At 47.1% G+C, this 25,429-nt stretch carries 20 protein-coding genes; 11 read left to right on the top strand and 9 right to left on the bottom strand.

All coding sequences use genetic code 11. The features are described from left to right. Positions 1-31 precede the first annotated feature (31 nt). Positions 32-1,642: a bifunctional anthranilate synthase component II/anthranilate phosphoribosyltransferase gene (locus HNP76_RS11880; protein ID WP_184660785.1), complete on the bottom strand. Its 1,611-nt coding sequence runs from the start codon at positions 1,640-1,642 to the stop codon at positions 32-34. A gap of 9 nt (positions 1,643-1,651) precedes the next feature. Then, positions 1,652-3,130 carry a chorismate-binding protein gene (locus HNP76_RS11875; RefSeq protein ID WP_184660783.1) on the bottom strand — a complete coding sequence of 493 codons (1,479 nt, stop codon included), beginning with the start codon at positions 3,128-3,130 and terminating at the stop codon, positions 1,652-1,654. Between the two features lie 110 nt (positions 3,131-3,240). On the opposite strand from HNP76_RS11875, the gene HNP76_RS11870 reads away from it, so the two are divergent. Continuing rightward, complete coding sequence (locus tag HNP76_RS11870) at positions 3,241-4,734, top strand: bifunctional type I 3-dehydroquinate dehydratase/shikimate dehydrogenase (protein WP_184660781.1); 1,494 nt, start codon at positions 3,241-3,243, stop codon at positions 4,732-4,734. 13 nt (positions 4,735-4,747) lie between these two features. Continuing rightward, positions 4,748-5,467, top strand: a complete 720-nt coding sequence (rpiA, locus tag HNP76_RS11865; RefSeq protein WP_184660779.1) for a ribose-5-phosphate isomerase RpiA — start codon at positions 4,748-4,750, stop codon at positions 5,465-5,467. A gap of 227 nt (positions 5,468-5,694) precedes the next feature. Here rpiA and era read toward each other — a convergent pair whose 3' ends face one another. After that, entirely contained in the window at positions 5,695-6,630 is a 936-nt protein-coding gene (gene era / locus HNP76_RS11860; protein ID WP_184660777.1) for a GTPase Era, read from the bottom strand. A 164-nt stretch (positions 6,631-6,794) separates the two neighbouring features. Here era and HNP76_RS11855 point away from each other — a divergent pair, with 164 nt between their 5' ends. The 8 genes from HNP76_RS11855 to murA all read left to right on the top strand — a co-directional run bounded on the left by HNP76_RS11855 (position 6,795) and on the right by murA (position 18,287). Further along, a complete protein-coding gene (locus tag HNP76_RS11855; RefSeq protein ID WP_184660775.1) occupies positions 6,795-7,787 on the top strand; it encodes an ABC transporter substrate-binding protein in 993 nt (330 codons plus the stop codon). Next, on the top strand, positions 7,777-9,417 hold the full coding sequence (locus HNP76_RS11850; RefSeq protein ID WP_184660773.1) for an ABC transporter permease: 1,641 nt from the start codon (positions 7,777-7,779) through the stop codon (positions 9,415-9,417). Before HNP76_RS11855 ends, HNP76_RS11850 begins: the two co-directional genes overlap by 11 nt. A 4-nt stretch (positions 9,418-9,421) precedes the next feature. Next, complete coding sequence (locus HNP76_RS11845) at positions 9,422-10,267, top strand: patatin-like phospholipase family protein (RefSeq protein WP_184660758.1); 846 nt, start codon at positions 9,422-9,424, stop codon at positions 10,265-10,267. After that, positions 10,264-11,268 (top strand): ABC transporter ATP-binding protein, encoded by a 1,005-nt coding sequence (locus HNP76_RS11840; RefSeq protein WP_184660757.1) that lies wholly within the window; start codon positions 10,264-10,266, stop codon positions 11,266-11,268. Before HNP76_RS11845 ends, HNP76_RS11840 begins: the two co-directional genes overlap by 4 nt. An 83-nt stretch (positions 11,269-11,351) precedes the next feature. After that, positions 11,352-13,454 (top strand): fructose PTS transporter subunit IIA, encoded by a 2,103-nt coding sequence (locus HNP76_RS11835; protein WP_184660756.1) that lies wholly within the window; start codon positions 11,352-11,354, stop codon positions 13,452-13,454. Positions 13,455-13,518: 64 nt separating this feature from the next. Next, complete coding sequence (gene pepT, locus HNP76_RS11830; RefSeq protein ID WP_184660755.1) at positions 13,519-14,760, top strand: peptidase T; 1,242 nt, start codon at positions 13,519-13,521, stop codon at positions 14,758-14,760. A 182-nt stretch (positions 14,761-14,942) separates the two neighbouring features. Beyond that, a complete protein-coding gene (locus tag HNP76_RS11825; RefSeq protein ID WP_184660754.1) occupies positions 14,943-16,961 on the top strand; it encodes a glycoside hydrolase family 31 protein in 2,019 nt (672 codons plus the stop codon). A gap of 39 nt (positions 16,962-17,000) precedes the next feature. Continuing rightward, positions 17,001-18,287, top strand: coding sequence for a UDP-N-acetylglucosamine 1-carboxyvinyltransferase (gene murA / locus HNP76_RS11820; RefSeq protein ID WP_184660753.1), 1,287 nt, complete (start codon positions 17,001-17,003; stop codon positions 18,285-18,287). Between the two features lie 39 nt (positions 18,288-18,326). Here murA and HNP76_RS11815 read toward each other — a convergent pair whose 3' ends face one another. The 3 genes from HNP76_RS11815 to HNP76_RS11805 form a co-directional block, all read right to left on the bottom strand. After that, positions 18,327-20,147: a hypothetical protein gene (locus tag HNP76_RS11815; RefSeq protein ID WP_184660752.1), complete on the bottom strand. Its 1,821-nt coding sequence runs from the start codon at positions 20,145-20,147 to the stop codon at positions 18,327-18,329. Next, complete coding sequence (locus HNP76_RS11810) at positions 20,144-21,100, bottom strand: hypothetical protein (protein ID WP_184660751.1); 957 nt, start codon at positions 21,098-21,100, stop codon at positions 20,144-20,146. The genes HNP76_RS11815 and HNP76_RS11810 overlap by 4 nt, the downstream gene beginning before the upstream one ends. An 81-nt stretch (positions 21,101-21,181) precedes the next feature. After that, positions 21,182-21,733 (bottom strand): STAS domain-containing protein, encoded by a 552-nt coding sequence (locus HNP76_RS11805; RefSeq protein ID WP_184660750.1) that lies wholly within the window; start codon positions 21,731-21,733, stop codon positions 21,182-21,184. Between the two features lie 183 nt (positions 21,734-21,916). Here HNP76_RS11805 and HNP76_RS11800 point away from each other — a divergent pair, with 183 nt between their 5' ends. Next, positions 21,917-22,654: an RNA methyltransferase gene (locus HNP76_RS11800; RefSeq protein WP_184660749.1), complete on the top strand. Its 738-nt coding sequence runs from the start codon at positions 21,917-21,919 to the stop codon at positions 22,652-22,654. A 44-nt stretch (positions 22,655-22,698) separates the two neighbouring features. On the opposite strand, the gene HNP76_RS11795 is transcribed toward HNP76_RS11800, so the two are convergent. From HNP76_RS11795 to HNP76_RS11785, 3 genes are all read right to left on the bottom strand, one after another. Then, positions 22,699-23,730: a sigma 54-interacting transcriptional regulator gene (locus HNP76_RS11795; protein ID WP_184660748.1), complete on the bottom strand. Its 1,032-nt coding sequence runs from the start codon at positions 23,728-23,730 to the stop codon at positions 22,699-22,701. After that, positions 23,727-24,539: a WecB/TagA/CpsF family glycosyltransferase gene (locus tag HNP76_RS11790; RefSeq protein WP_221301076.1), complete on the bottom strand. Its 813-nt coding sequence runs from the start codon at positions 24,537-24,539 to the stop codon at positions 23,727-23,729. Before HNP76_RS11790 ends, HNP76_RS11795 begins: the two co-directional genes overlap by 4 nt. 77 nt (positions 24,540-24,616) lie before the next feature. Continuing rightward, positions 24,617-25,408 (bottom strand): RsmE family RNA methyltransferase, encoded by a 792-nt coding sequence (locus HNP76_RS11785; protein ID WP_184660747.1) that lies wholly within the window; start codon positions 25,406-25,408, stop codon positions 24,617-24,619. Positions 25,409-25,429: the final 21 nt, after the last annotated feature.

Raw genomic sequence — 25,429 nt, 5'->3', positions numbered from 1 at the left:
GCGTTTTGGCAAATTTTCTATAATCTATGCGTTATGCGCTCAGGGCCTGGCTTACGTCCTGGATTTCCTTCAGTTTTGCGAGGGTTTTTCCAGAATCGATTGCTTCAAGAGCCATTGCGTAACCGTCTTTAAGGGTGCGGGCTTTTCCGCAGAGGTAGAGGACTGCTCCCGCATTGAGGCCGACTGCATAACGGATTGTCTTGCGGCCGGCTCCGTTCAAAACTTCCATTGCAAGCTTTGCATTGTCCGGACCGTTTCCGCCGTAAAGCTCATTTTCGTCTGCGCCAGAAATTCCAAAGTTTGCAGGATCAATCACATACTGATTTTCGTTGCCCTTTTCATCAATCTGATAGACATAAGTTTTTGCACATGGAGAAATCTCGTCGTATCCGTCTTCTGAATTGACGACCATGACTCGCTTTGCACCCAGGGATTTTGCCGCATGAGCGTAATCCTTGAGCAAATCCTTTGAATAGACGCCCAAAACTTCATATTCTGCGTTTGCAGGATTCAAGAGAGGGCCCAGGACGTTGAAAATCGTTTTGATTCCCAGTGCCTTGCGGATTGGAGCCGCAAAACGCATTGCAGAGTGGTAGACCGGAGCCATGAGGAAGCCGAAGCCGGTTTTTTTGACAAGTTCGGCAGTTTTGTCTGGAGCCGCCATGATGTTGACTCCAAGGGCCTCAAAGAAGTCCGCAGCGCCAGATTTTGAAGAGACAGCCCTGTTTCCGTGCTTTGCCATAACCTGACCGCAGCTTGAAGCCACGAGAGCCGACATCGAAGAAATATTGAAGCTGCCCTTTCCGTCGCCGCCAGTTCCGACGATTTCTGCCAACCCATGATTTTCCAGCGGGAATTTTGTCTTTTTGGCAAGCATTACGCCCGCAGCTCCTGCCATTTCGTCCGCAGTCGGTAAGCCACGCGCCGCCATTGCGGTAAGGACTGAAGAAGCAACTTTTTCGTCCATCGTACCGTCAGTAAGCTCACTGATAAAACTTGCGGTCTGCTCTCGTGAAAGAGGTTCTTTTTTGTCAATCAGCTGGTTCAAAAGCAGGACTGATGAAATGTTTTCGCGGCTGTAATTCAAGAATGCCTTGAAAAGATTGTCGCCCTTTTCGCTTGCGATTGATTCCGGGTGGAACTGAACGCCCTCGATTACGAGCTCCTTGTGGCGGATTCCCATGATGTCGCCGTCTTTTGCCCGGGCAGAAACTTCAAATTCCGGTGGAAGAGTGCTTTCATCAACGACAAGCGAGTGATAGCGGGTGAAGCTGCCTTTAAGTCCGATGTTTCGGAAAATTCCGCGTCCGTCAGTCTTAATTTCCTCGACGATTCCGTGGCGGATGTATTTTGCTCCAACGATATTTGCCCCGAAAGCCGCACCGATTGCCTGATGTCCCAAGCAGATTCCCAAAATCGGAAGTTTTCCGGCAAAATATTTAATTGCTTCTATAGAAATGCCTGCCTCAGCCGGAGTTCCAGGTCCAGGTCCTACGACGATATGACTTGGCTTTGCGGCCTCAATTTCAGCCACAGTGGCTTCCTCAGAACGGAAGACGCAAACCTTGTCTCCAGAAACCCGCTCCAGGCTCTGAACGATGTTAAATGTAAAACTGTCTTTGTTATCGATAAATGCAATCATATTTTTCTCCTACTTTCTAACTTCAAAAACGCTTCTGAGCGCACCCAGCTTTTCGTTGGTTTCTTCCCATTCGCGGTCTGCGTTTGAGTCGTACACGATTCCACCGCCCGCCTGCAAGGTCCAGACCTTGTCCTGCTTGAGGGCACAGCGGATTGCGATACAGAAATCCAAATCGCCGTTTGACTGAATGTAGCCGACTGCCCCCGCGTAGAACCTTCGCTTGATTTTTTCCAGGCGGCTCAAAATCTGAATTGCACTGATTTTTGGAGCGCCTGAAACCGTTCCAGCCGGGAAGGCAGCGCGCAAAACCTGAATCGGCTTAAAGCCTGCTGCAACTTTTCCCTGAACATCAGAGACGATGTGCATTACATGGCTGAATTTTTCGACTTCCATAAAGCGTGTGACTTCAACGCTTCCGTTGGCACAGACTCGGCCCAAATCGTTTCGGGCAAGGTCAACGAGCATCAAATGCTCAGCCCGCTCTTTTCCGTCGTTCAAAAGCTCAGTTTTAAGAGCTTCGTCCTCGGCATTGTTCTTTCCACGGCGGCGGGTTCCTGCAATCGGGCGGATCGATGCGACACCCTCACGGACACGCACAAGGCTTTCCGGGCTTGCACCAATCAGCTGTCTCTCGCCAAAGTCAATGTAGAAAAGATATGGGCTTGGATTTATTGCCCTCAGTCTTCGGTAAATTTCCAGAGCCGAATTGTCACATTCAAGCTGGAGGCGGCGGCTCGGAACTGCCTGCAGGAGGTTTCCGGCTATGATTTCCTTTTTGATTGCCTCGACCTTTTCCTTGTACTCACGCTCGCTCTGCTCAAGGTTTGTGATTGTGCGGACTTCGCAAGGCTCTTCCGGTGCCGAAAGATAAGAGAAGTCCATGTCGTTGAGGCGTTTTTTCAAATCAGCAACTGCCTTGTCCAAATCAATCTGGTGCTCGTTGTAGTTGAGGGCGAAAATGTGGAGTTTTTCAGTAAAGTGGTCAAAAACGACGTAAATGTGGCCTGCAACGAATTCGCTTTCCGGGATGTGAAGCTCGTCTGTCTGAGGAGCCATCATGATTGTGTCACAGCGGGCAGAAAATTCGTAGCTAAGATAGCCCAGGCCGCTGGTCGGAACAGGAATTGCATTGGGACTTTCGCTTCCGTCCTCGTTGTGGACAACGCTTGTGTCGTTCTGCTGGGCGACATACAAAAGTGCATCCAGAATGTCAGGAGTGTGAAGAACGCGGCTTCCAGGTGCGATTGTCTCGCCGGTCGTGTTCTTTTCTTTATAAGGAAGTCTTCGGCCGTCAATCAAAAATGCAACGCCCTCTTCGTCCTGAACGATACGGAAGGCCGGTTCAAGCAAGAGGATTGAATATCTTTCCTTGCCGCGCGCAAAACTCGCACTTTCCAGAATTGCCGAAGCTCCGATTTTTCGTGCCAGTGAAAACGGCGTGTATCGGTCAGAAGGAAGTGAAAAATATATTGAATCTGTTCGTGTCATAACTGCCTCTTTCTAATTGTTACTGTTTATAGAAACAGAATATCATGTCTTCATGTTACTGTCAATAGAATCATATAGATTTTTTTTTATTGATATTGTATTATTTAGCCATGTCAAAACCATTGATCTGTCTTTGTCTTACGGCATCAACCGTAGAAAAAGACCTTGCTCTTATCGAAAAATATCGTAAATACATTGACCTTGTTGAACTCAGGGTCGATTTGCTTGAAGATGACGAAAGGCTTAACATCCGCGATTTTCCTGCAAGGGCCGGACTTCCCTGCATCCTTACAATCCGACGAACTGTTGACGGCGGCAAATTTTCAGAAGGCGAGGCTTCACGCTCCATGCTTTTTGCGCGCGCCCTTGCTTTTGCCAGCGAAGATTCCGCAAAAAACTTCGCCTACGTTGACTTTGAGGAAGACTTTCACATTTCTTCCCTTCAGGATGCGGCAATGGCCTACGGAACAAAAATCATCCGTTCCTTCCATGACATGAAAAATCCGGTCGAGAACATCAGCGAAAAACTCCGTTCAATGCACGGGTCTCGCTTTGAAATCCCAAAAATCGCTTTCATGCCCCACAGCCTCAAGGACGTCACAAACCTTTACAGGGAAATGCAGGATTTCAAGCATTCTGACCAGATTGTCTGCGCGATGGGTGCGGTCGGTCTTCCAACAAGAATTCTTGCAGAGCGCTTCAATTCTTACCTCAGCTACACTTCACCGGCAGACCTGGATTTGAGTCTTTCGGATATCGGTCACACTGATCCAAAAACCCTCGAAGAAATTTACCATTTTCACGAAATCAATTCGGACACCCAGCTTTTTGGAATCACAGGCTGGCCGCTTAAATACACTTCGAGCCCAAAGATTCACAACGAGCGCTTCCTTCATACAAAGCAGAACGCCGTTTACATTCCTTTCAGGTCCGAAAAAGCAAGCGAAGCCTTTGAATTTGCAAACGAGCTTGGAATCAACGGATTTTCAGTCACGATTCCCCACAAGGAAGACATCATCAAAAATCTTTTCTCTGTGGACAAAAAAGTCGAGGAAATCGGAGCCTGCAACACGGTAATCAACGAAAACGGTCTCTGGATTGGCTACAACACTGACTGTACAGGCTTCACAAAGGCCCTCTTAAAGTTCACTGGCCTCAAAAACCTCAAAAAAACTAGGGTTGCGATTATCGGTGCCGGTGGTGCCGCAAAGGCAATTGCCTACGCCGTCAAAAAACTCGGCGGAAAGGCCTGTATTTTCAACAGAACTATTGCAAAGGCCCGCACTCTGGGCAAGCAGTACGGATTCGACTACGCCCCTCTTGGAGCTGAGTCAATCATCACCCTCAAAAAATACAACGACCTTATCATCCAGACAACGTCAAAGGGCATGGGAAGCACGGAGCTTTCAAATCCCGAAAACGATCCGCTCTGGTTCTACGATTTTGCCGGCACAGAAATGATTTACGACATCGTTTATGAACCGGAAGTCACACCGATCATGGCAAGAGCCGAAAAAGCAGGCTGCAAAGTCCACAACGGCTACACCATGCTCCAGTATCAGGGCGAAGAACAATACAGATTATTCAAAACTGTAAAACAGTAAAATAGAGGAAATTATGGCACTTACACAAAGCGAACAGAAGACTTTGGCGGCAAAAACCGCAGTTGACACTTTGATCGAGCAGAAAAAAATCTTTTCTGGAATGAAAATCGGTTTGGGCACAGGAAGCACGGCTCTTCCGGCAGTCAAAAGACTTTCAGAGCGAATCGAAGACGGTACCCTGCATGACATCAAGGCAGTCGTAACAAGCTTCCAGACTGAAAATTACTGCAAGGACCTGGGAATCCCGGTTTACACCCTCAATGACCGCGAAATCGACGGCCAGCTTGACCTTGCAATTGACGGAGCCGACGAAATCGACCCGGAAAATCACCTGATTAAAGGCGGTGGAGCTGCTCACCTTCTCGAAAAAATCGTTGAGTACAATTCAAAGGAACTCGTAATCGTAGCTGATGAATCAAAATCAGTTGCCCACGTTGGAACAAAATTTCCTCTTCCGGTAGAAATCGTTCCTGGAGCAAGAAGGGCTGTTGAAAAAGAGCTCAAAAAGCTCGGCGCAAAATGCGTTCTCCGCGAGGGCGTCAGAAAATGCGGCCCTGTAATCACGGACAACGGCAACCAGATTCTGGACTGCACATGGGAAAGCCCGGTAAACCCGGTCGAAATGGAAGACAAAATCGACAGAATCACAGGCGTTGTTGAGGTAGGATTCTTCACAAAGCTCAAGCCAACGGCATTCATAGCTCACGCCGACGGAAGCGTGGAAATTCGATAATTAGCCTGAATCTGAATGTCGAGTTTTGCAAATTTCCGGATATTGCAAAAAAAACGGCGCGAAGGAGTGAAACGGCTTACGAAAACACTCGTTTTGTGCTGCCGCGCAAGCGGCAAACGTATATAGTTACAGGCACAAAACGCGTGTAGCAGGCTAGCCTGCGGTTTCGATAAGCCGTTATCACGACTGGAAGCCGTTTTTTTGACTCAGCCAATTAATTTGTAAAACTACTTCAAAAGTTTATTCAGCGTGGCGTCGCGCTGGCGCCAGTTTTTATCTACTTTTACCTGCAAGTCTAAGTCTATTTTGTAGTCGAAAATTTTTCGGAGGGCTTTGATGCTTTCTACGCGGATTGTTTTAATCATCTGGGCGCCTTTTCCGATTACTATTCCCTTCTGGCTTTCTTTTTCTACGCAGAGGAAGGCACGGCACCACATTTTTGTGGGAGACCGCATTTCCATGTCTGCAATCTGAACGTAAACGGCATGAGGAACTTCCTGATCGAGACGGTTGATTGCCTGCTCTCGGATTACCTCTGCAATTCGGAAATCAACTTCCTGGTCAGTGTAAAATTCTTCGCTGTAAAGATGAGGACCCTCTTTTGCCATGTCAAAAAGGGCTTTCAAAACCTCATTGATTCCCTGGTCATTTTTAGCTGAGATTTCAAGAATGCGTTTTTCCGGCACCTTCGGCAGATTTGCCTTGATGAATTTGCGGGCATGCTCACGCAATGGCTGGGGAGCATCGATTTTATTGAGGGCGATGACGACTTTGTCCTGATGTGCTTCCAAAAGCTCGGCGATAAGACGCTCTTCTTCGGCACAATTTCGCGTGCTGTCTATGATGTAGAGGATTAAATCAGAATCTTTGAGCTGATCGGCGACGATTCCACGCATCTTGAGGTTCATTTTCTTTTCGGAATCGTGGTAGCCCGGTGTATCGACAAAAACGAGCTGGCCTAGCGAAGTATTTACGATTCCGCGGATTGCGTTTCGTGTAGTCTGAGGCATTGCGCTTACGATTGAGACAGGCTCACCTGCCGCCGTATTCAAAAAAGTTGATTTTCCGCTGGACGGACGGCCGATAATTGTTACAAGTGCTGTTTTTGGGCCTACAGGCGGCTGAGAATTTTCAGATTCAGTTTCGATGATATTTTCTTCCATAATTTGATTTTAATGGAAATGAATTTATTTTTAAAGAGAAAAAAATACCGCTTCACAGAGGGCAGGGAGCCATCCATTAACTGCCAATCAAGTCTTTACCCCACTTGAATAAAAAATCTTTTCATACTAAATTACTAGGTAATACAAAAATCGGAGGCACTTGCATGAAAAAATTTGCACTTCTTTCAATTCTCGCAGCACTTTCTTTCCTCGGCTGCACAAACAATCAGTCTCAGGAACTTCGCGTTTACTCAATCATCCACGACGAAGAAACAGAGGCCCTTACAAAACTTTTCACAGATAAAACAGGAATTCCAGTCAGCTATCTTCGAGCAACAACAGGCGAACTTGTAAACCGAGTCATCACTGAAAAAAATGACCCGCAGGCTGACATTCTTCTCGGCGGAGCTTCAAGTTACCACATTCAGGCTGACAAAGAAGGTGCTCTCGAAAGCTACACTTCACCGCTCGCAAAAAATCTTCCTTCTTATGCAGTTGCCAGCGACAACACATGGACAGGCTTCTGCGTACTCACACTCGGAATCGGCGTAAACACAAAGCGCTTTGCCGAAAAATTCCCGAACATACCTCTTCCAAAAACATGGGAAGATTTGCTCAATCCGGCTTTCAAAGGCGAAATCATTTTGAACAATCCTTCGGCTTCAAGTACAGGCTATATTTTCGTTCAGAACCAGCTGCAACGACTGGGAGAGGAAAAGGGCTGGGAATATCTTCTTGCCCTCACAAAAAACGTCGGTCAGTTCCCGGATTCAGGAAGCGCTCCTGCAAAACTCCTTGGAACCGGCGAATATGCTCTTGGTGTTTCATACCTCCACGCACTGGCAAAATACAATGCACAGGGCTTCAATGTTCAGCCAATCGCACCGCCTCAGTCAGCAGGAGACGTTGACTGCGTTTCAATCATGAAGAATTCAAAAAATCTTTCTGCTGCAAAGAAATTCGTAGATTTCATGCTTTCAATTGAGGCTCAGGAACTCATGAGCGAGTTCACTTTCACAGCTCCGGTAAATCCAGAGGCAAAGGCCATCAAGGGAAGCATCTCGGTTTCAGACATCGATTTAATCGACTACGACGTTCAGAAAGCCGCTTCAGAAAAAGCAAAAGTTCTTTACACTTGGGCTAAGGATGTCAAATAACCGGCAGCCAGCGGGGGGAAAGCCCCCTGCACGAATCAAATTTTCTTCTATAAATGCACTCTACCTTGCCGTGATTTTTCTGCTCACGGCTTTTGTTGTTTTTCCGCTTGCCTGCGTTTTAATTTCACCACGCACAAAAGATTTTGTTTCGGTTTTCACTTCAAGCGTCTGGCGGGGAGCCATGCTCAACACCCTGCTTGAATGCCTCTGCTCAACCACGCTTTCAGTTCTTGTCGGCTACCTTTTTGCCTACGCCGTCATCAAGGCTGACATTCCTTTTAAAAAGTTTTTCGGCTTTATTCCGATTCTCCACCTGATGACACCACCTTTCGTCGGCGGTCTTTCCTTCATCCTGCTTTTCGGCCGCCAGGGATTTTTCACAAAGACACTTTTGGGCCTCGACGTGAGCCTTTACGGATTCCGGGGACTTTTGATTGCCCAGGTTTTATGCTTTTTCCCAATTGCCTATTTAATTTGCGCCCAGGTTTTAAGACGGGTTCCTCCAAGCTTAGAGCAGGCGGCAAGGGCTATGGGAGCATCAAAGGCCAAAATCGCCCTCACAATCACCCTTCCCCTCTGCGCAAACGGAATCCTTTCGGCTGCCCTTTTTATTGCAGTCTCAGTCCTCAGCGACTTCGGAAACCCAATGATTGTAGCGGGCCGTTTCCGGGTTCTTGCCGTTGAAGTTTACACTCAGCTGACTGGCTGGGTCAGTGCGGGCACAAGCTGCGTTCTCGGAATAATCCTCGTGCTGCCCTCGGTCGCCCTTTTTATCGCACAGAACCACTTCATGAAAAGGCAGAATGCAAAATTCGCAACGGTCGGCTCAAAATCTTCAGCCCTGCCGGAAAAAAAATCTTCTCTTGTGACCCGAATTTTTCTCTTCATTTTCTGCGCTTTTATTTCACTTTTGATTCTATCCCAGTTCGCTTCAATTTTAATCGGCGCCTTTCAAAAACTCTGGGGAATCAACACCGCTTTCACCACCAGTCACTTCAAAATGATGGGAAAATACAGCCGGGAGCTTTTCAATTCAATCACTTTCGCATTCATAGCCGCAATTTTCAGCACCCTTCTTGCAAGCCTTTCGGTTTTCTTCGTTAACCGCACAAGCCTGCCCTGCAAAAAATATCTCGACATCTGCGTTCAGATTCCGGCGGCTGTTCCGGGCTCACTTTTCGGTCTGGCACTTTCTCTTGCATCAAATCTCCTGCACATCCACGCATCAGCATTCATGATAATCGTCGCAATGACCGTGGCTTTCATGCCCTTTTCATACAGAATCATTTCAACGGTCTTCTCGCAAATCAAAAGCACCCTCGACGACGCATCCCTCTCTCTGGGAGCCAACAAAATCCAGGTTCTCAGCACGGTTTTGCTCCCCTTGAGCAGGGGCGGAGTTTTTTCTTCTTTCATCTATGATTTTGTTCGCGGAGTCGGTACAATCAGTTCGGTAATTTTCCTCGTCTCTTTCAAAACGCCGCTTGCTTCAATAAAGATCCTCAACCTTGCAGAGCAGGGAGAATGGGGAAAAGCCGCTGCCCTGGCCACAGTTCTCACGACACTGACCTTTGGCCTGCTCCTTATCGGAAAGGCAGTAATCAAATTCAAAATAAAGGGAAGCAGATGATTTTATGAAAAAAGGTCTGGTAATGGAAGGCGGAGCAATGCGGGGAATGTTCACTGCCGGCGTCTGCGATGTTTTGCTTGAAAACGGAGTTGACTTTGACGGTGCGATCGGAGTTTCTGCGGGAGCAACTTTCGGCTGCAATTTTAAATCCAGACAGATTGGCCGGGCCATCCGCTACAACAAAAGATTTTCCCACGACTGGCGCTACTGCTCTTTGCGCTCCCTCATTTTGACCGGCGACCTTTACGGAGCTGATTTCTGCTACAATGAGCTTCCCAACCGACTCGACCTTTTTGACTATGAAACTTACCGCTCAAATCCCCTTAAATTTTACGCCGTCGCCTCGGACTGCCGCACGGGAAAACCTGTCTACAAGGAACTTGCTACCTGCGACGAAAATGATTTAACCTGGATGCGGGCCAGCGCCAGTATGCCCCTTGCTTCCCATGTGGTAAAAATTGACGGCTACGAGCTTTTGGACGGCGGCATGACTGATTCAATTCCCCTCAAGGCTTTTGAAGACCTGGGCTACGAAAAAAATCTCGTGATTCTGACCCAGCCGCGCGAATACGTTAAAAAAGCGTCATCCGCCCTCAAACTGATTAAATTTTCCCTGAGAAAATACCCTAAAATTTATGAGGCAATGCTTCACCGCCACGAAGTTTACAATTCCCAGAAAAAATATGTTTTCGAACAGGAAGCGGCCGGCAAATGCTTTGTAATCTGCCCGCAAGAAGGACTTGGAATCGGCCGCACCGAAAAAAATCCCGACGAGCTTCAGCGGGTCTACGACATAGGCCGGCTGACAATGCAGGAAAATCTTACGAAAGTCATGGAGTTTTTGAAATGAAATCAAAGCTTGAACTGAAAAACCTCTCATTCTCCTTCGGAAATTCACTTACCGTAAACGACATTTCCCTCAAAGTCGAGGAAGGAAGCTTTACTACGATTCTGGGCCCGTCCGGCTGCGGAAAGACAACCCTTCTCCGCCTTATCTCAGGATTTTTAGAGCCCCAGTCAGGCGAGATTCTTATTGACGGCGTAAATCAGGCTGGTGTCGAAGTAAACGAACGCAAAGTCGGCATGGTCTTTCAGGATTACGCACTTTTTCCCCATCTTTCGGTGGCTCAGAACATAGCATACGGCCTAAAACTCCAGAAAAATCTCTCAAAGGCAGAAATAAATCAGCTGGTATCAGAAATTTCGCTTTCACTTGGAATCGAAGAACTGCTTTCACGCTATCCCAACGAGCTTTCAGGCGGCCAGCAGCAGAGGGTTGCCCTTGCCCGGGCCCTTGTCCTAAAACCAAAGATTCTTCTGATGGACGAGCCCCTTTCTTCCCTGGACACAAAACTCCGCTCAAAAGTCCGTGAAGAGCTCAAGGAAATCCAGCAGAGGCTTAAAATCACGACCATTTACGTAACCCACGACCAGGAAGAAGCCCTCTCCCTTTCCACAAAAATCGCAGTCCTCAACGAAGGAAAGCTTTTGCAGGAAGGAAGCCCGCGAGAAATCTACTTTGAGCCGAAAAATAAGTTTGTAGCGGACTTTGTCGGCAAGGCAAATTTCATCAAAAAAGACGGCAAGACACTGATGATCCGGCCGGAATGGTTCAAGCTTGCCCAGGGCTCCCTAAAATCTGACCAGAATCTTGTCCCGGCAGATGTAATCTTGGTCGGCGGAAGGATTTTGTCCGAAGAATTCCTTGGCAGCAAGACCCGCTTTGTGATTCAGACCAGCACGACCGAAAGCAAGGAAATTGTAACGGCGGATTTTGAGACGATTTTCTGCGATAATCTGCGGATAGGCGACACGATTCTCCTTGAAGCCGCAAAAAAGTGGCAGATATAAATAATACCGCGAAATATTCCATACAATAGTGAATAATTCAAGATTATTCACATTTATTTCATTTTACAGTATTATACTCGCCTATGAATATTACTGAAATCATCACAGAGCTGGTTTTTCAGCTTGCAATCATAATTTTTATGGCCCGCATTTTCGGCAGGATGGCTGCCCGGGTCGGAATTCCTTCTGTTTTAGGCGAGCTTGTCGCAGGCATTTTAATCGGACCTTTCGCGCTCGGCGGAATAGCCCTTCCCGGCTTTCCCCACGGACTTTTCGGCATAACAGACTCGCTTGCAGGCGCCGTTTCCCCGGAACTTTACGCATTCGCCCAGATTGCTTCCATTATCCTGCTTTTTGCTTCCGGCCTTGAAACAGACCTTTCACTTTTCATCAAATATTCTGTCTCAGGCGGAATCATCGGTTTGGGTGGAGTCGTTATTTCATTCTTCTTCGGTGCAGTCTGTGCCTATTTCATTCTCCCGGTTCTCGGAATCGAGTGTGCAGGCCTTTTTGACGTAAAATGCCTTTTCCTTGGAATCATGTCCACTGCCACATCAGTCGGAATCACGGCCCGCATTTTGAGCGACAAAAAGAAAATGGATTCTCCGGAAGGCGTTACAATTCTTGCGGCGGCAGTTTTCGATGACGTACTCGGAATCGTCCTTCTCGCCGTCGTCATGGGAATCGTCTCGGCCCTGGGAACAGGCAAAGCCCTTTCCGGCGGCGACATCGGAATCATCGCCCTCAAGGCATTCGGAATCTGGCTCCTTGCAACAGTCGCATTCATCCTTCTTTCCAAAAAAATTGCCCGCTTTGTCCGCTGCTTCGGCGGTGCAACAGATTTTTCAATTGCAGCCCTGGGCGTTGCCTTCCTTCTGGCAGGATTTTTTGAAAAAGAACACATAGCCATGATTATCGGAGCCTATACGACAGGCCTGGCCCTTTCAGGCACAGATATTGCCCCGGTCATTCAGGAAAAAATTCACTCCCTCTACAAATTCTTCGTACCGATTTTCTTCGCAGTCACAGGCATGAGCGTCGATGTTACCAAACTTTTCAGCCAGAATGTCCTGATTTGCGGCGGAATCTACACACTGGTCGCAGTTCTTTCAAAGCTTTTAGGCTGTGGACTTCCGGCACTGGGCCTGGGCTTCAACCTCAAGGGCTGTTTCCGCATCGGTTCGGGCATGATTCCGCGAGGCGAAGTCGCTTTGATTATCGCGGGAATCGGTCTTACGGCTCATGATGCGGCAGGACTTCCAATCATAAATCAGGATTTGTTTGGCGTCGTCATTTTGATGACACTTGTAACAACCCTCGTTTCTCCGCCAATCCTCAACATTTCACTCTCAATCAAGGGACGCGGCACCAGAAAAGAAATCGCAAACGAAGAAAGCCAGATTTTCGAATGGGACTTCAACAATCAGGAACTCACACACCTGGTCATGGATATTCTGCACCGTGACTTGCGGGCAGAAGGCTTCTACGTCCAGATGATGAACATCACCGACGGAATCTGCACGGCCCGACGCAGCGACACGGCAATTTCACTCCGCGAAGAGGGCACAAAACTCATCATAGAAACCGACGAAAAGGACATGGGCTTCATCAAGGGCGAACTTTACGAAATCATGATTCGCCTCGACAAATCAATGCGCTCACTCTCAGCCCTTAAAAACACAGAAACCCTGCAATACGGCTTTGCCTGCCCTGAAAACCGGGTCACAAATTCGCTGACAAGATTTTTGAAGGCAAACTGCATTTCATGTGACCTCAAGGGCAATACAAAGGACGAAATTCTCGAAGAAATGCTCACACTTTTAAGCCAGTCGGGCAATGTCGAAAACCGGGCAATGGTCATGGCAGCCCTCAAGGAACGTGAAAAATCAATGAGCACAGGAATCGGCAAGGGAATAGCAATCCCCCACACCAAGACAAAGGGCGTAACCGAAACCTGCGTTGCCATCGGAATCAAAAAAAGCGGCGTAGATTTCGGCTCCCTCGACGGTCAGCCGGCAAAAATCATAGTCATGCTGGTCTCTCCTGTCGAAGGTGCAAATCCCCTCATGCGGGCAATGGCGGCTTTCTCAGGCTCCCTCATGCACGAAGAAGTCCGGAATGCCCTGCTCCAGGCAAAAAATGCGGATAAAGTGGTAGAAATTCTAAAAGATTCAAAGAAGATGTAATATCTTCAGGCTCCCCAGTCCACCTTTCTTCCAAAAGCTCCATACTTTCTGTTATACTTTTCTCATGATTAAAAATGAATTGACCTCATCGCTCTTGGAGCGCTTTTTGCGCTATGTTCAGGTTTGGACTACTTCGGATTCTAATTCGGCTGGCAGGGGAAATCAGCCTTCTACTAAAAATCAGTTTGACCTGGCTGGCATCCTCGAATCAGAACTGAAATCACTCGGTCTTGAAGACGTTCAGGTCACGGACCACTGCTATGTTTACGGCCGTCTCACTGCTTCTAAAGGGCTGGAAAAAATCGAGCCCTTCTGCCTGCTTGCCCACATCGACACGGTTGAGGAAGTCAGCGGAAAGGACGTTAAGCCTCAGATTCACAAAAATTACGGCGGAGAAGATATTGTCCTCAAATCAGGCGACATTCTTTCCCCGCAAAAAGACCTTGCCCTGGCAGAAAGTGCCCGAAATCAGGAGACAATCATCACAAGCGACGGAACCACTTTGCTGGGAGCCGACGACAAGGCTGGAGTCGCTGAAATCATGACTGCCCTCGAATATTTTTCAAAAAATCCCCAGGCTAAGCACGGCCAAATCGAAGTCTGCTTCTCCCCGGACGAAGAAACAGGCCACGGCATGGACAATGTTCCCCTCAATCTGATTAAGTCAAAATACGCCTACACCGTTGACGGGGGCCACATCGGCGAGCTTGAGACAGAGTGCTTCAACGCATTCAAGTCAGAGGTCACTTTTACAGGCGTTTCAGTTCACACCGGCACGGCCCGAGGAATCCTTGTAAACGCAATCACGATGGCCAGCAATTTTGTCACAAATCTTCCACGCCACGAATCCCCGGAAACGACCAGCGGCTACGAAGGATTTTACGCCCCCATGTCAATCGAAGGCTCAATCGAAAGCGCCAAAGTCGTAATCTTCCTGCGCGATTTTGATTCTGAAAGCATGGAAAAGCGAAAGGCACTTGTGGAAACTCTCGCAAAAGCAAGCGCGGCCTCTTTCGGCGGCAAGGCAGAAGTCTGCCACACCCAGCAATACCTCAACATGAAGGACGGTTTCAAAAATCGCCCGGACGTTATCGAAAATCTCGTTGCAGCCTACAAAAAAGCCGGAGTCCAGCCGGTCTTTACGCCAATCAGGGGCGGCACGGACGGTTCTCGCCTCACGGAAATGGGAATTCCCTGCCCAAACATCTTCACGGGCGGCCACAACTATCACTCTCGCACTGAGTGGGCCAGCCTTGAGCAGATGGAAAAAGCCATGACCGTGCTCGTGAATCTGATTGAAAAGTAAATTCCGCGCCGGGATTGGAAGCCCGAAGTTGCCGGAAAAGCTGGAAACTTTTCCGGCAATGAGCGTGAGCGAAGGCTGGAAAGCCCCTAGGAAGTAGATTGCGCCAAAAATAATACTATTTTTATAATAATAGCTACTTTTAACTATAGTTTTCTGATATTTCAGGGAATATACTTTTAATCATGATTAATAAATTCAGATTCGGTAATCCGATTATCCAGACCGACGCAGTCGTAAATGACCTTTCTTTGAGCACAAATTCTCTCAGCCAGGGAGCTGTAAAATCAGACTGGCCTTTCGCTTTTGAATACAAAATGGCCAAAGAGGACATGATTTTTGGTCTCGGCGAAAATGTCCGCGGAATCAACAAGCGGGGCTTCCACTACACAAGCTGGTGCTCAGACAAGCCGGGCGGAAACGAATCTGACTCATCACTTTACGGTGCCCACAATTTCATCGTCATTTTTGGCGAAAAAATCTCCGGCCTTTACTTTGACACTCCTGGCAAAATCGAATTCGACATAGGCTGGACAGACTACGACACCCTTACAGTCAAGTGCGATGTCGAGGGCATTTTCCTCTACGAAATCACAAGCAGCGAGGGCGAAAAATCAGCAGCCCTCAAAGACATAGTCCACCAGTTCCGCCAGATGATTGGTCAAAGCTACATTCCGCCTTTCTGGGCTTTCGGCTTCCAGCAGAGCAGATGGGGCTACCGCACTGAAAAAGACGTCCGCGAAGTCGTAAAAAAATACAGGGAAAACAAGCTACCCCTCGACAGCGTCTGCCTGGACATCGATTATATGGAAGAATTCATGGATTTTACCGTGGACAAGGCAAAATTCCCGGCCTTCAAAAAGCTCAATGAAGACATGGCAAAAGAGGGAATCCACCTGATTCCAATTATCGATGCCGGAATCAAGCAAAAAGAGGGCTATGAAGTTTACGAGGAAGGCAAAAAAGCCGGATATTTCTGCAAAAAAGCAGACGGAAGCAATTTTGTCGCCGCAGTCTGGCCTGGAAAATGCGTTTTCACAGACTTTTTCCGCGAGGATGCCCGAAAATGGTTCGGAAGCAAGTACAAGGCCCTTACTGATGCGGGCGTAGAAGGCTTCTGGAACGACATGAACGAACCTGCCCTTTTCTACACGGAAGAGGGACTCAAAGAAGCATTCGACAAATTCGAGTCTTTCAAGGGCAAGGAACTCGACATCAACACCTTCTTTGAATTTACCCCGGTTTCAGGAAGCACATGCAACCGATTAAAGGACTACCAGAGTTTCTATCACGAAGTAATGGATTTGAATGGCAAGAAAGTGAGCGTAAGCCATGACAAGCTTCACAACATGTACGGTGCCCTCATGACAAAGGCAGCCCGCGAAGGCCTGAACGAAATCAAAAAAGACAGGCGCACGCTTCTCTACTCACGCGCTTCTTGCATCGGCTCTCACCGTTACGGCGGAATCTGGATGGGCGACAACCTTGCCTGGTGGAACAATCTGGAAATGGAGCTGAAAATGCTTCCTTCCCTCAATATGTGCGGATTCTTGTACACAGGTGCTGACATCGGTGGTTTTGGCGATTCAAGTTCCCGCGATTTAGTTCTCCGCTGGCTCGCTTTTGGCGTTTTCACACCGCTCATGCGAAACCATGCAGCCTGGAACACAAGAAATCAGGAATGTTATGCTTTCGGCCAGAGTGAGGATTTCAAGAGCGTGCTCTCACTCCGCTATGCCCTTCTTCCATACATTTACAGTGAATTCATCAAGGCCAGCCTTAAAAACGACATGATGTTCCGCCCCCTCTCTTTCGATTACCCGGAAGACAAAATTGCCCGCGACATCGAAGACCAGCTTATGCTTGGAAATGAAGTTCTTGTTGCCCCGGTTTACAGGCAGAACGCAAAAGGCCGCTTCGTCTATCTCCCGGAAGACATGATTCAGGTCACTTGGAAAAACTGTCAGGCAAGTCAGGCTCCGATCGAAAAAGGCGGACACTACATCGACATTCCTGAAGACACGGTTGTTTTCTTCATCAAAAAGGGGAAATCAATCCCTCTTTGTGGAAAAATCGCCCAGACTTCAAGAGACGTGGACTATTCTTCCATTATAAAGCTGGGAGATTCAAGCGCAGGCTACGAGCTTTACAGTGACGACGGATTTACGACTGAGATCAGCCTGAAAAATATCCGGACAATCTAAAACTCGACTTTAGCCATTTTTTCTGCTATAATTTGATTTATGCATAAATACAGAATCGAAGGCGGTATTCCAATTCGCGGAACAATCGCCGCCAGCGGAAACAAAAATGCGGCCCTGCCTTGTATCGCAGCCACACTTTTGAGTGAAGAACCAGTAATTTTACGAAATATTCCAGAAATAGAAGACACAGGCGTAATGCTTTTGATTTTGCAGGCACTCGGAGCCAGCGTTGAGAAAATCGGCGAACACGAGTGGAAAATCGACGCTTCCCTTATCCGGAGCTCGGACATTCCTGCAGCCTTAAGCAAAAAAATCCGTGCTTCAATCCTCTTTGCAGGTCCTCTTGTAGCCCGAACAGGCAAGGCTGTTATGCCGCCACCGGGTGGAGATGTCATCGGCCGCCGCCGCGTGGACACTCACTTCCTCGCATTGCAGGAACTTGGTGCCCGAATCGAAGTCGAAGGCCCCTTTACTTTCACGGCAAACAAGCTGGTTGGAGCCGACATATTCCTTGACGAAACATCCGTCACCGCCACAGAAAACGCTGTAATGGCGGCAGTCCTTGCAGAAGGACACACAATCATCAATAACGCCGCCAGCGAGCCTCACGTTCAGGATCTGTGCAACATGCTCGTCGCAATGGGCGCAAAAATCACCGGAATCGGAAGCAACATCCTTAACATCGACGGAGTTAAAAAGCTCCACGGCACGGATTTTGCAATCGGCCCTGATTTCATGGAAATCGGCTCATATATCGGTCTTGCAGCAGCCACAAAAGGCTCAATCACAATCACAGGCGTAAATCCTAAGGACATGCGGCCTCTCCGCGTAGCTTTCGGCAAGCTGGGCATCCGCTGGACAATCGAAGGAGACGCCCTCACAGTAGCCCTCGGTCAGGAAATGAAGGTCAACACAGACTTGGGCGGCATGATTCCAAAAATCGACGACTCTCCGTGGCCGGGCTTCCCGCCAGATTTGACATCAATCATGACTGTCGTTGCAACTCAGGTTGAGGGCACAGTCCTCATTTTCGAAAAGATGTTTGAAAGCCGCATGTTCTTCGTAGACAAGCTCATTTCAATGGGAGCAAGAATCACCCTCTGTGATCCTCACCGGGCCGTAGTTTCTGGTCCATGCACACTCCACGGCGACAAGCTCGTTTCCCCAGATGTACGAGCAGGCATGGCCATGGTAATCGCAGCCTTAATCGCACACGGCGAAAGCGAAATCAGCAATGTCTATCAGATTGAACGTGGTTACGAGAACCTGGTCGAAAAACTCCGCTCTCTTGGAGCCAGAATCGAACAGGTCGAAATCGAAGATTAGTAAACGAAAAAGGGAAAGCTTTTAGCTTTCCCTTTCTTTTTAGTCCGCTGTTCTTGATACGAAGTTAAAGCAGACGATTATAAAAATCAAAACCAGGACGGACAGGCTCACATACACGGCGCCCGCCCCCAGCATCACCACCAGAGCATAATTCAACATGCGGCAGATGTAGAGTCCGCACTCCAGAACAAAATACAAGATGAAGGTAATTGCCGGCATGAGGAAAATCCACTTGAACTTGAAGAGCTGGGAATTCTTGAGCCTGTAGTTCCAGGCCATGCAGGCCATGAAAATACAGCAAATCAGCATTACCAGAGGATAAGAAATTCTGTGAATAAAGTCAGAATTGTAAACCTCGTAAGAATAGCCGTACTGCCTTGTCTTGGGCAAAAACTTAATCAGGGCAATCAAATTCATCTTGAGGGAACCGGCCGTCGTATCGCACAAAAGGTTAAAGTCCTTCATCGGCAGGCCAAGAACGAAGTAATTGCTCAGGAATGGCTCGTTCTTTTTTACATAATCCGCATCATATTCATAAACCGGCGAAATTCTTTCACTACGGTCGTTTTTCGAGATGCTTTCCAGCATGAGGTAAGGAACATTTTTGAATTCCTCTTTGATTCCAAAGGCAGCTTTTGCGCTAGAGTCGAACATAGAAGCTTTTTCTGAAAGCATTTTGGCATATGGAACGAAAATCGAGCGCTGGAAGCGACCTTCCTTTGAGTAAGTAAAGAGGGTAAAGCCACGGACATACTGAATGGTTCTGCCGGAGTTTTTGACAGGCGTTATTCCGCGGATATAAACAATGTCCTTTGAGCCGTCATCATGAGGTACAGCAAAGTAAATATTATTGTATGCCTCAAAGCGGCGGAGATTTTCAACTTCCTCGACAAAGAAGCACTGGTTTTCTACACGTTCCCTTGCAATCTCCAGGAATTTTGAAACGTCCGGGTCGCGGGCAGCCACGTCAGAGAAAGCGGCAATCTCCAAAAACTGATAATAAGCCTCAATATTGTCACCGCTGATGAAAGTCTTGTAGGCCTCACGCTTTTTCCGGAACAAAATCTGTTCGTCAGTCTCTTTAATCACAGTCGGGTCAAAAAGATGATTCCAGGCCTCGCTTGCCAGTCGGTTCGCATCATCAAGATTAAGGTCCTTTTCGCTGCCAACTTCAACAGCAAGATAAGCGTAGTAATGGGCATCAAACCAGTTTTCTTTTTCGGCGGCTTCCTTTGCCTTTTTGAGCAGGGAAGTAATCGTCTCGCCCTGAGTTTCCTTGATCGGAGTAAAGACGAATTTGGGCTCTTCCGGCCGGTCAAGCACCATCTTCAATGAATTCAACTCAGCGCCTGAATGTTCATTGATATAAAGGGCGTCCTTGTCCTTGGGATTTAAAAGAAGCGCATTGTAAGAATACTCAAAAGCCAGGTTCATCTGCCCCTTGTCGAAATATTCATGGCTCAGGCTCATAAATTCTGCAAAAAGAACCGGCTTAATCCGGGCCTTGGCCTGACGCTGCTCAAAATAAGGCACGAAAACTTCGATAAGAAGGGAAACAATGAAAACGATTACAATAGAAGAAATCATCATGCGCCTGAAATGAGACATAATCAGCGGCGAATACTTGATTCTAGCCTTTTCAGCATTCTTTCCGTAGGCAATGGCACAGCCAATCAAAAAAGCACTGAAAACCAGAGACGGCAGGAAGCGGCAGAAAAAGAGAAAGGCACGGGAAATGATGTAAGATTTTTCTTCGCCCGGAAGCAAAACCGGAAGATTTTTCATCAAAAAAGAAATCAGCAGACAAATTGCAAAGGCAAAAACTGCATAAACCAAAACTATAATGCTTGTCTTTTTCATTCTTCGCTCTCCACGCCCTTAAGACGGTAAATTCCCATGAAAATTCCAATGCCGATGCAGAGCAGGGAAATAATCAAATTGATAAGGACAATCAAAGGATCCTTGAGGCCGGTAAAATTTGAAAGCTTCCCGGCGAGTTCCTTAAAAATTCCAGGCATGATGTTCATGTAATAAAGATAGTTGATGACCAAAACCGCGACCGCTGAAATAATCACGCAGGCTACGTTAGCCAGCTTCCATGAACTTAAAAACTGAGTGCCGTAAACTGCAAGCAGGGCCAGCCCCATCGAAGCAAAGGCCAGCCAGGCCAAAAAGCCCAGGGAAGCGCTGTATTGAGCCGCCGTAAGAAGAGCGTTATAAACTGAAAGAGGATAAGTGACCAGCTGACTTGGCAGCAGGGAATTTTTGATGAGGATGTCAGAATAAGGGAAGGCAGATTCGTTTTTGACCGGCAGATTAAAGAGAGGAACTACAGAACCTTCCTGACCGAGATAGCCGCTTGTGTCAAAAAAGAGGCCGTCGGCACAGCCGTCCTCACCAATCCGGGTGTAATAGTAAACACCGTTGGCTTCCTTTCGGAAAACTCCAGTCGAAGAAGTCTCAACCCGGGTCAAAAGGTCATCGGACTCGTATCGGGAAATAAGCTTTAAATCCATCGGAATGAGGAAAAGCCATGAAAGCAGCCCGAAAACTGAGTACATAATCAGGGAAATCAACTGACACTTTGGATGCCTGACAAGATACAAAATAAGAAGGATTTGAATCAGAATGCAAACCAGAGGAATTGAAAGGAGAACGCCCGTCATAAAAAAATGAAGGGAAAAAAATGATACTGGCAGCCCCGTAACGAACATGTTTAAATTGCAACTGAACATAAAAAGAGTTGCAAAGATGAGGGTACCGACCAGCATTGCTGCCAGATAAATTATGGCAAAATATAAAGCACGTTTCATTATACTATAAGAATAACACGAATAGATAAAAAAAACCACTTCTTTTTGAAGTGGCCTTAAAATATTCTGATTAAATTTGCCCTAGCCCAGGAAAACCTGACCGTGCTGATCGATTGCAAGAATTGATTTGCACTCTGAACAGCGGAAGCGGCCTGCACGGGTAGCCTTGAGGCGTTTTGAACAAACCGGGCAGCTGAAAATCTTTGGGAAGATGCTTTCTGAAACAGGAGCGCCCTGCTTGAAGAAATTGATTGCATCCGGCAAAGAATCTTTGATATTGAAGAACTGAGAGAATCCCAAAAGCTGGAATACCTCGTATACCTTTGGCTGAATTTCGAGAAGAACGATGTCTCCCCCCTTTGGCTTAATGAGTTTGAGGAATGCAGTGAAAGAACCGATACCAGTTGAAGAAACGTAGTTAAGGGCTGAACAATTGAAAATCAGGTTAACAAATCCGCTTTCTACAACTTTGGAAATTCTCTTTTGGAAGAAACTTGAGTTGTAAGTATCGATATATCCGTTTAAATAAATAACGAGACCATTATCAACATCATTAATTTTTTCAAGGTTAATCTTGAGACTATCGTCTTTTTCGTCATTGAATCCCGGAACAAGATCATTGTTGTTGCTCATGCTACCTACCTCAATTAAAACTTTTATAACAAAGCCATTATATGATACACCAAAAATCAGTGTTTAGTCTAGTTTTTTTTTATTTTAAAGTCATTTTAACGCAAAACGCTGCAGAAGTGCTCTTTAAAACTTTTTTATAAAACGATTATAGCATAAATCCTTCAAAAAAAGTAGACTGTTTTTATGAATTTTTCAAATGTCGTAATAATTTTGTGCCGCCCCGAAGAAAGCCGGAACGTAGGAGCCGTCTGCCGGGCAATGGCAAATAATTCCCTTAAAACCCTCAGAATCGTGGGCAAAAAAGAAGATTTCGACGAGGAGCGGGTGCGGATTCTTGCAATTCACGCCGCTTCAATTTGGGAAAATGCCCAGTTTTTCGACTCAATTACCGAAGCATCAAAAGATTGTACGATTGTAGCAGGAACGACCCGCCGCCGGGGAAAAAAGCGGGGTAAACTTCTGCTGCCTGAAGAATTCGCAGAAAGCGCTGACAGTCTTTCAGCCAGTGGAAAAGTTGCCGTTGTATTTGGAAATGAGAGGACAGGTCTCGAAGAAGAAGAACTGGACGAGTGCACCATGGGCGTAACGATTCCTTCCAGCGACGAATTCGGCTCCCTCAACCTTTCTCACGCCGTTCAGATTATTTCCTATCACATTTTCAGAAAGTCTCTTGAAGGCAAAAATAAATTCTCGCCGGGCTACACTCCGGTTTCACTTGAAAGACTGGGAAAAACGGTGACTGAAATCGCCGACAACCTGCAGAAAATCGGCTTTTTCAAGCTGGCAGGCCGGCCCGACATGGAAAAATTCTGGACGGACGTCCTTTCAAGAGCCGCCCTCAGCGAAAGCGAAGCAAAATATATAGAAAAGATTTTCGACAAGGCAGCAGGTCTGGCAAGCAAGCGGCAGGCAGATAATTAAGGAGGGGAAAGCCTTCCCTAGGGAGCCGGTCGCCAAAAGTCCCTCTACAGCTTTATATCTTTTGGCTCAATAACGTCGCCTTCACAGTGAACGACTGCGGCCGCACAGAGGCATTTTTCCAGCTGGCGGACGTTACCCTTCCAGTGAAAGGTCTGCAGCAGGCTGATTGTTGTGTCAGAAATTTCCTTCTTTATCTTTTGATTCTTTAAAATCATCCGGCAGAGTTCAGGAATGTCTTCCAGTCTCTCACGCAAGGGCGGAAGCCTGAGGACTATATCATTTATCCTGTAATACAAGTCTTCCCGGAAAGTTCCCTCAAAGATTTTCTTCTCAAGATTCGCGTTAGTCGCATAAATCATTCTATTATCGACAATTATGTCCTTTTGCGAGCCGATTCTGTTGATTTTGTGCTCGCTTGAAACCTGCAGCAATTTTGTCTGGATATTCATGCTGGTTTCACCGATTTCATCCAAAAAGAGACTGCCTCCATTGGCTTCCTCATAGACTCCGGCAGAATCAAGGGCACCGGTAAAAGCCCCCTTTACAGTGCCAAAAAGCTTTGCCTCAACAAGCGTTTCATTTGAATTTGAAAGAACGCAATCCCTGTAGGGCTTGTCACGGCGGGCAGAAAGGTCGTGAATTGCCCTTGCGACAGTCGTTTTTCCTGTTCCGGTCTCGCCCAAAATCAGGACTGCAAGGTCACAGGAAGCAATTTTAAGTATTTCCCGGCGGAGTTTTTTCATTGCCGGAGAAGAGCCCACAAGATTTTTAAAAGCCGGCAGATTTTGGATTGAAGAGTCATCGACAGACTCCGAATCTGTTTTTCCGGCCGGCTCAGATAAATAAGGGCAGATTTCTTCGATTTTCTGATATTCGAAAAAGTTAAAAGATTTTTGCTTTACATAGGAAAGGAATTTTGAATCAGCGAGCTTTTTGGAAACGAAGATTTTCTCGGCGCCAAATTTCTCGCAGATTTTTTCAAGCATGGCAAAATCAGATGCAAAACGCAGCTGCAAGTCAGAATTCTCGCGAAGAAAAGTAAAATCTGAGGTTTCATCTGAAAAAAGAAGAATCACGAAGGATTTTCCGCCTTTTTTTCCATGCTCTCAACATGATAGATTCCAGACTCACCTTTTACCTTGGGTTTGCCGTCTTTGCGGAACAATCTGTAGAAAAGCAGCAGCAATTTATATCGCATGTAAGGGAAAATCAGGAATACCTTGAAAGGGCTGTGACCTATTTCGTTCCAGATTTCCTTGCCTGCGTCGAAAGTCTTTTCGCTTACCCGGCGTATTCGGCCTGCAAAAATACCTATGCAGTCCCGGTAATAGAGGAAGATGCTCGATGAAAATTTGTCGCGGCGGTGATAGGCCCAGAGATTTTTCTCCTTGATACCCTCACTCAAAATGACCAGGGAAGGAGAAGCCTTGTAAATCGCCTGAACGACATCGGCCTCAGAAGATTTTGGAAAATATCCGACGTAGCGGCCGACGATTCGAAGACCTTTGAAAGTGTCGTGAACGTTGTGCTCGGCTTTTTGAAGGGTCTTTTTGCGGGCTCCGAGAAGATAAAGCGACTTATAATGATGGTCGAGGGCGTTGAGAATCTGGATGACCGCGTTAAAAGGATTGTAGCGGACAGGAACATCAAGCTTGAGGAAGCGGGCGCCTTTTAAAATGCTTTTTGAGATTGGAAGAATCAAATCCGCATTGCGCAGACAGTCACCGAAATCCTTTTTTTTATTCCGGGCTTTGAGCAAATCCCATACCGTAAGGAAAACAATCTGTTTGGTGCCAGGCTTTTCAAGGATTTTCATGATTTCTTCTTCAAGATTTTCCGGCCGGCACACATCCACCGGCACGCCCAACAATTCGATTCTAGTCATTTTGATTCTCTATTCTAAAATTAATCAAAGATTAACATAAAATTAAGCGTATTACAATAAGCAGGCAGGAATCTTCCCTATCTGCTCGTTTCCACCTGGATTGCGGCAATGCCGTAAAGGGCGGCAGTTTCACAGCGGAGGATGTTTGTTTTCAGATGGACGGCCGTAAAGCCTGACTGGCAGAGGGCTTTTACCTCATCCGGGGAAATTCCGCCCTCGCTTCCGCAGAAAAGGGCGATTTTTTTGAGATTTTCTTTTTTTCCGCAGGCTTCCGGGATTGGGACCGTGGAATCGTTCCGCTCGTAAAGGACCAGGGCCAGTTTTTCTGAGTCAGGCAAGTTTTCGGTCTCCCTTTCCCAGATTTGGCAGGCTTCGTTTAAAGTAACGCAGTCTTCGATTCTGGTGCTGACCGGGCTTCCGCTCTGCTGGCGGGCTTCCTTTATGATGCGTTCAAACCTCTCGCCGCGGAAGTTCATTTTTTCGCCGCCGGTCTGAGAGAATTCGGTCTGAACTGGAATGATTCTAGCCAAGCCGCACTCCGTCGCCTGACGGACAATCAGGTCAAATTTTGAGGATTTTGGAACTGCCATGAAAAGAGTGAATTCCGTTGATTCAATTGACTGGGTTTCTTCCGGCTGATTTTCACCCTCTTCCCCTTCAAGAGTGTCGCAGGCCTGCAAAGTGATTTTTTTGGTCTTTTCGTCAATCTGGCAGACGGTCATGGGCTGCAATTGGCCGCTTGCAAGGCGCACATGAATCATATCACCGGTCACAAGGCGCAAGACATTGCGCAGATAGCGATAGTCCTTGCCGATTATCGTGAGAAGTCCTTTTGAATCAAGATTTTTCTGAGAGATATATTGCCGCATTTCTTTTTTGCCAGACTTGCG

Source organism: Treponema ruminis, from assembly GCF_014201975.1.
GTDB lineage: Bacteria > Spirochaetota > Spirochaetia > Treponematales > Treponemataceae > Treponema_D > Treponema_D ruminis.
The sequence above is the reverse complement of the archived record's forward strand: the minus strand, read 5'-3'. Positions and strand labels throughout refer to the sequence as shown.

Bases quoted from the DNA above. Each gene is read 5' to 3' on its own strand.
- HNP76_RS11880 (WP_184660785.1), bottom strand. From the start codon at position 1,642: ATGATTGCATTTATCGATAACAAAGACAGTTTTACATTTAACATCGTT.
- HNP76_RS11875 (WP_184660783.1), bottom strand. From the start codon at position 3,130: ATGACACGAACAGATTCAATATATTTTTCACTTCCTTCTGACCGATAC.
- HNP76_RS11870 (WP_184660781.1), top strand. From the start codon at position 3,241: ATGTCAAAACCATTGATCTGTCTTTGTCTTACGGCATCAACCGTAGAA.
- rpiA (WP_184660779.1), top strand. From the start codon at position 4,748: ATGGCACTTACACAAAGCGAACAGAAGACTTTGGCGGCAAAAACCGCA.
- era (WP_184660777.1), bottom strand. From the start codon at position 6,630: ATGGAAGAAAATATCATCGAAACTGAATCTGAAAATTCTCAGCCGCCT.
- HNP76_RS11855 (WP_184660775.1), top strand. From the start codon at position 6,795: ATGAAAAAATTTGCACTTCTTTCAATTCTCGCAGCACTTTCTTTCCTC.
- HNP76_RS11850 (WP_184660773.1), top strand. From the start codon at position 7,777: ATGTCAAATAACCGGCAGCCAGCGGGGGGAAAGCCCCCTGCACGAATC.
- HNP76_RS11845 (WP_184660758.1), top strand. From the start codon at position 9,422: ATGAAAAAAGGTCTGGTAATGGAAGGCGGAGCAATGCGGGGAATGTTC.
- HNP76_RS11840 (WP_184660757.1), top strand. From the start codon at position 10,264: ATGAAATCAAAGCTTGAACTGAAAAACCTCTCATTCTCCTTCGGAAAT.
- HNP76_RS11835 (WP_184660756.1), top strand. From the start codon at position 11,352: ATGAATATTACTGAAATCATCACAGAGCTGGTTTTTCAGCTTGCAATC.
- pepT (WP_184660755.1), top strand. From the start codon at position 13,519: ATGATTAAAAATGAATTGACCTCATCGCTCTTGGAGCGCTTTTTGCGC.
- HNP76_RS11825 (WP_184660754.1), top strand. From the start codon at position 14,943: ATGATTAATAAATTCAGATTCGGTAATCCGATTATCCAGACCGACGCA.
- murA (WP_184660753.1), top strand. From the start codon at position 17,001: ATGCATAAATACAGAATCGAAGGCGGTATTCCAATTCGCGGAACAATC.
- HNP76_RS11815 (WP_184660752.1), bottom strand. From the start codon at position 20,147: ATGAAAAAGACAAGCATTATAGTTTTGGTTTATGCAGTTTTTGCCTTT.
- HNP76_RS11810 (WP_184660751.1), bottom strand. From the start codon at position 21,100: ATGAAACGTGCTTTATATTTTGCCATAATTTATCTGGCAGCAATGCTG.
- HNP76_RS11805 (WP_184660750.1), bottom strand. From the start codon at position 21,733: ATGAGCAACAACAATGATCTTGTTCCGGGATTCAATGACGAAAAAGAC.
- HNP76_RS11800 (WP_184660749.1), top strand. From the start codon at position 21,917: ATGAATTTTTCAAATGTCGTAATAATTTTGTGCCGCCCCGAAGAAAGC.
- HNP76_RS11790 (WP_221301076.1), bottom strand. From the start codon at position 24,539: ATGACTAGAATCGAATTGTTGGGCGTGCCGGTGGATGTGTGCCGGCCG.
- HNP76_RS11785 (WP_184660747.1), bottom strand. From the start codon at position 25,408: ATGCGGCAATATATCTCTCAGAAAAATCTTGATTCAAAAGGACTTCTC.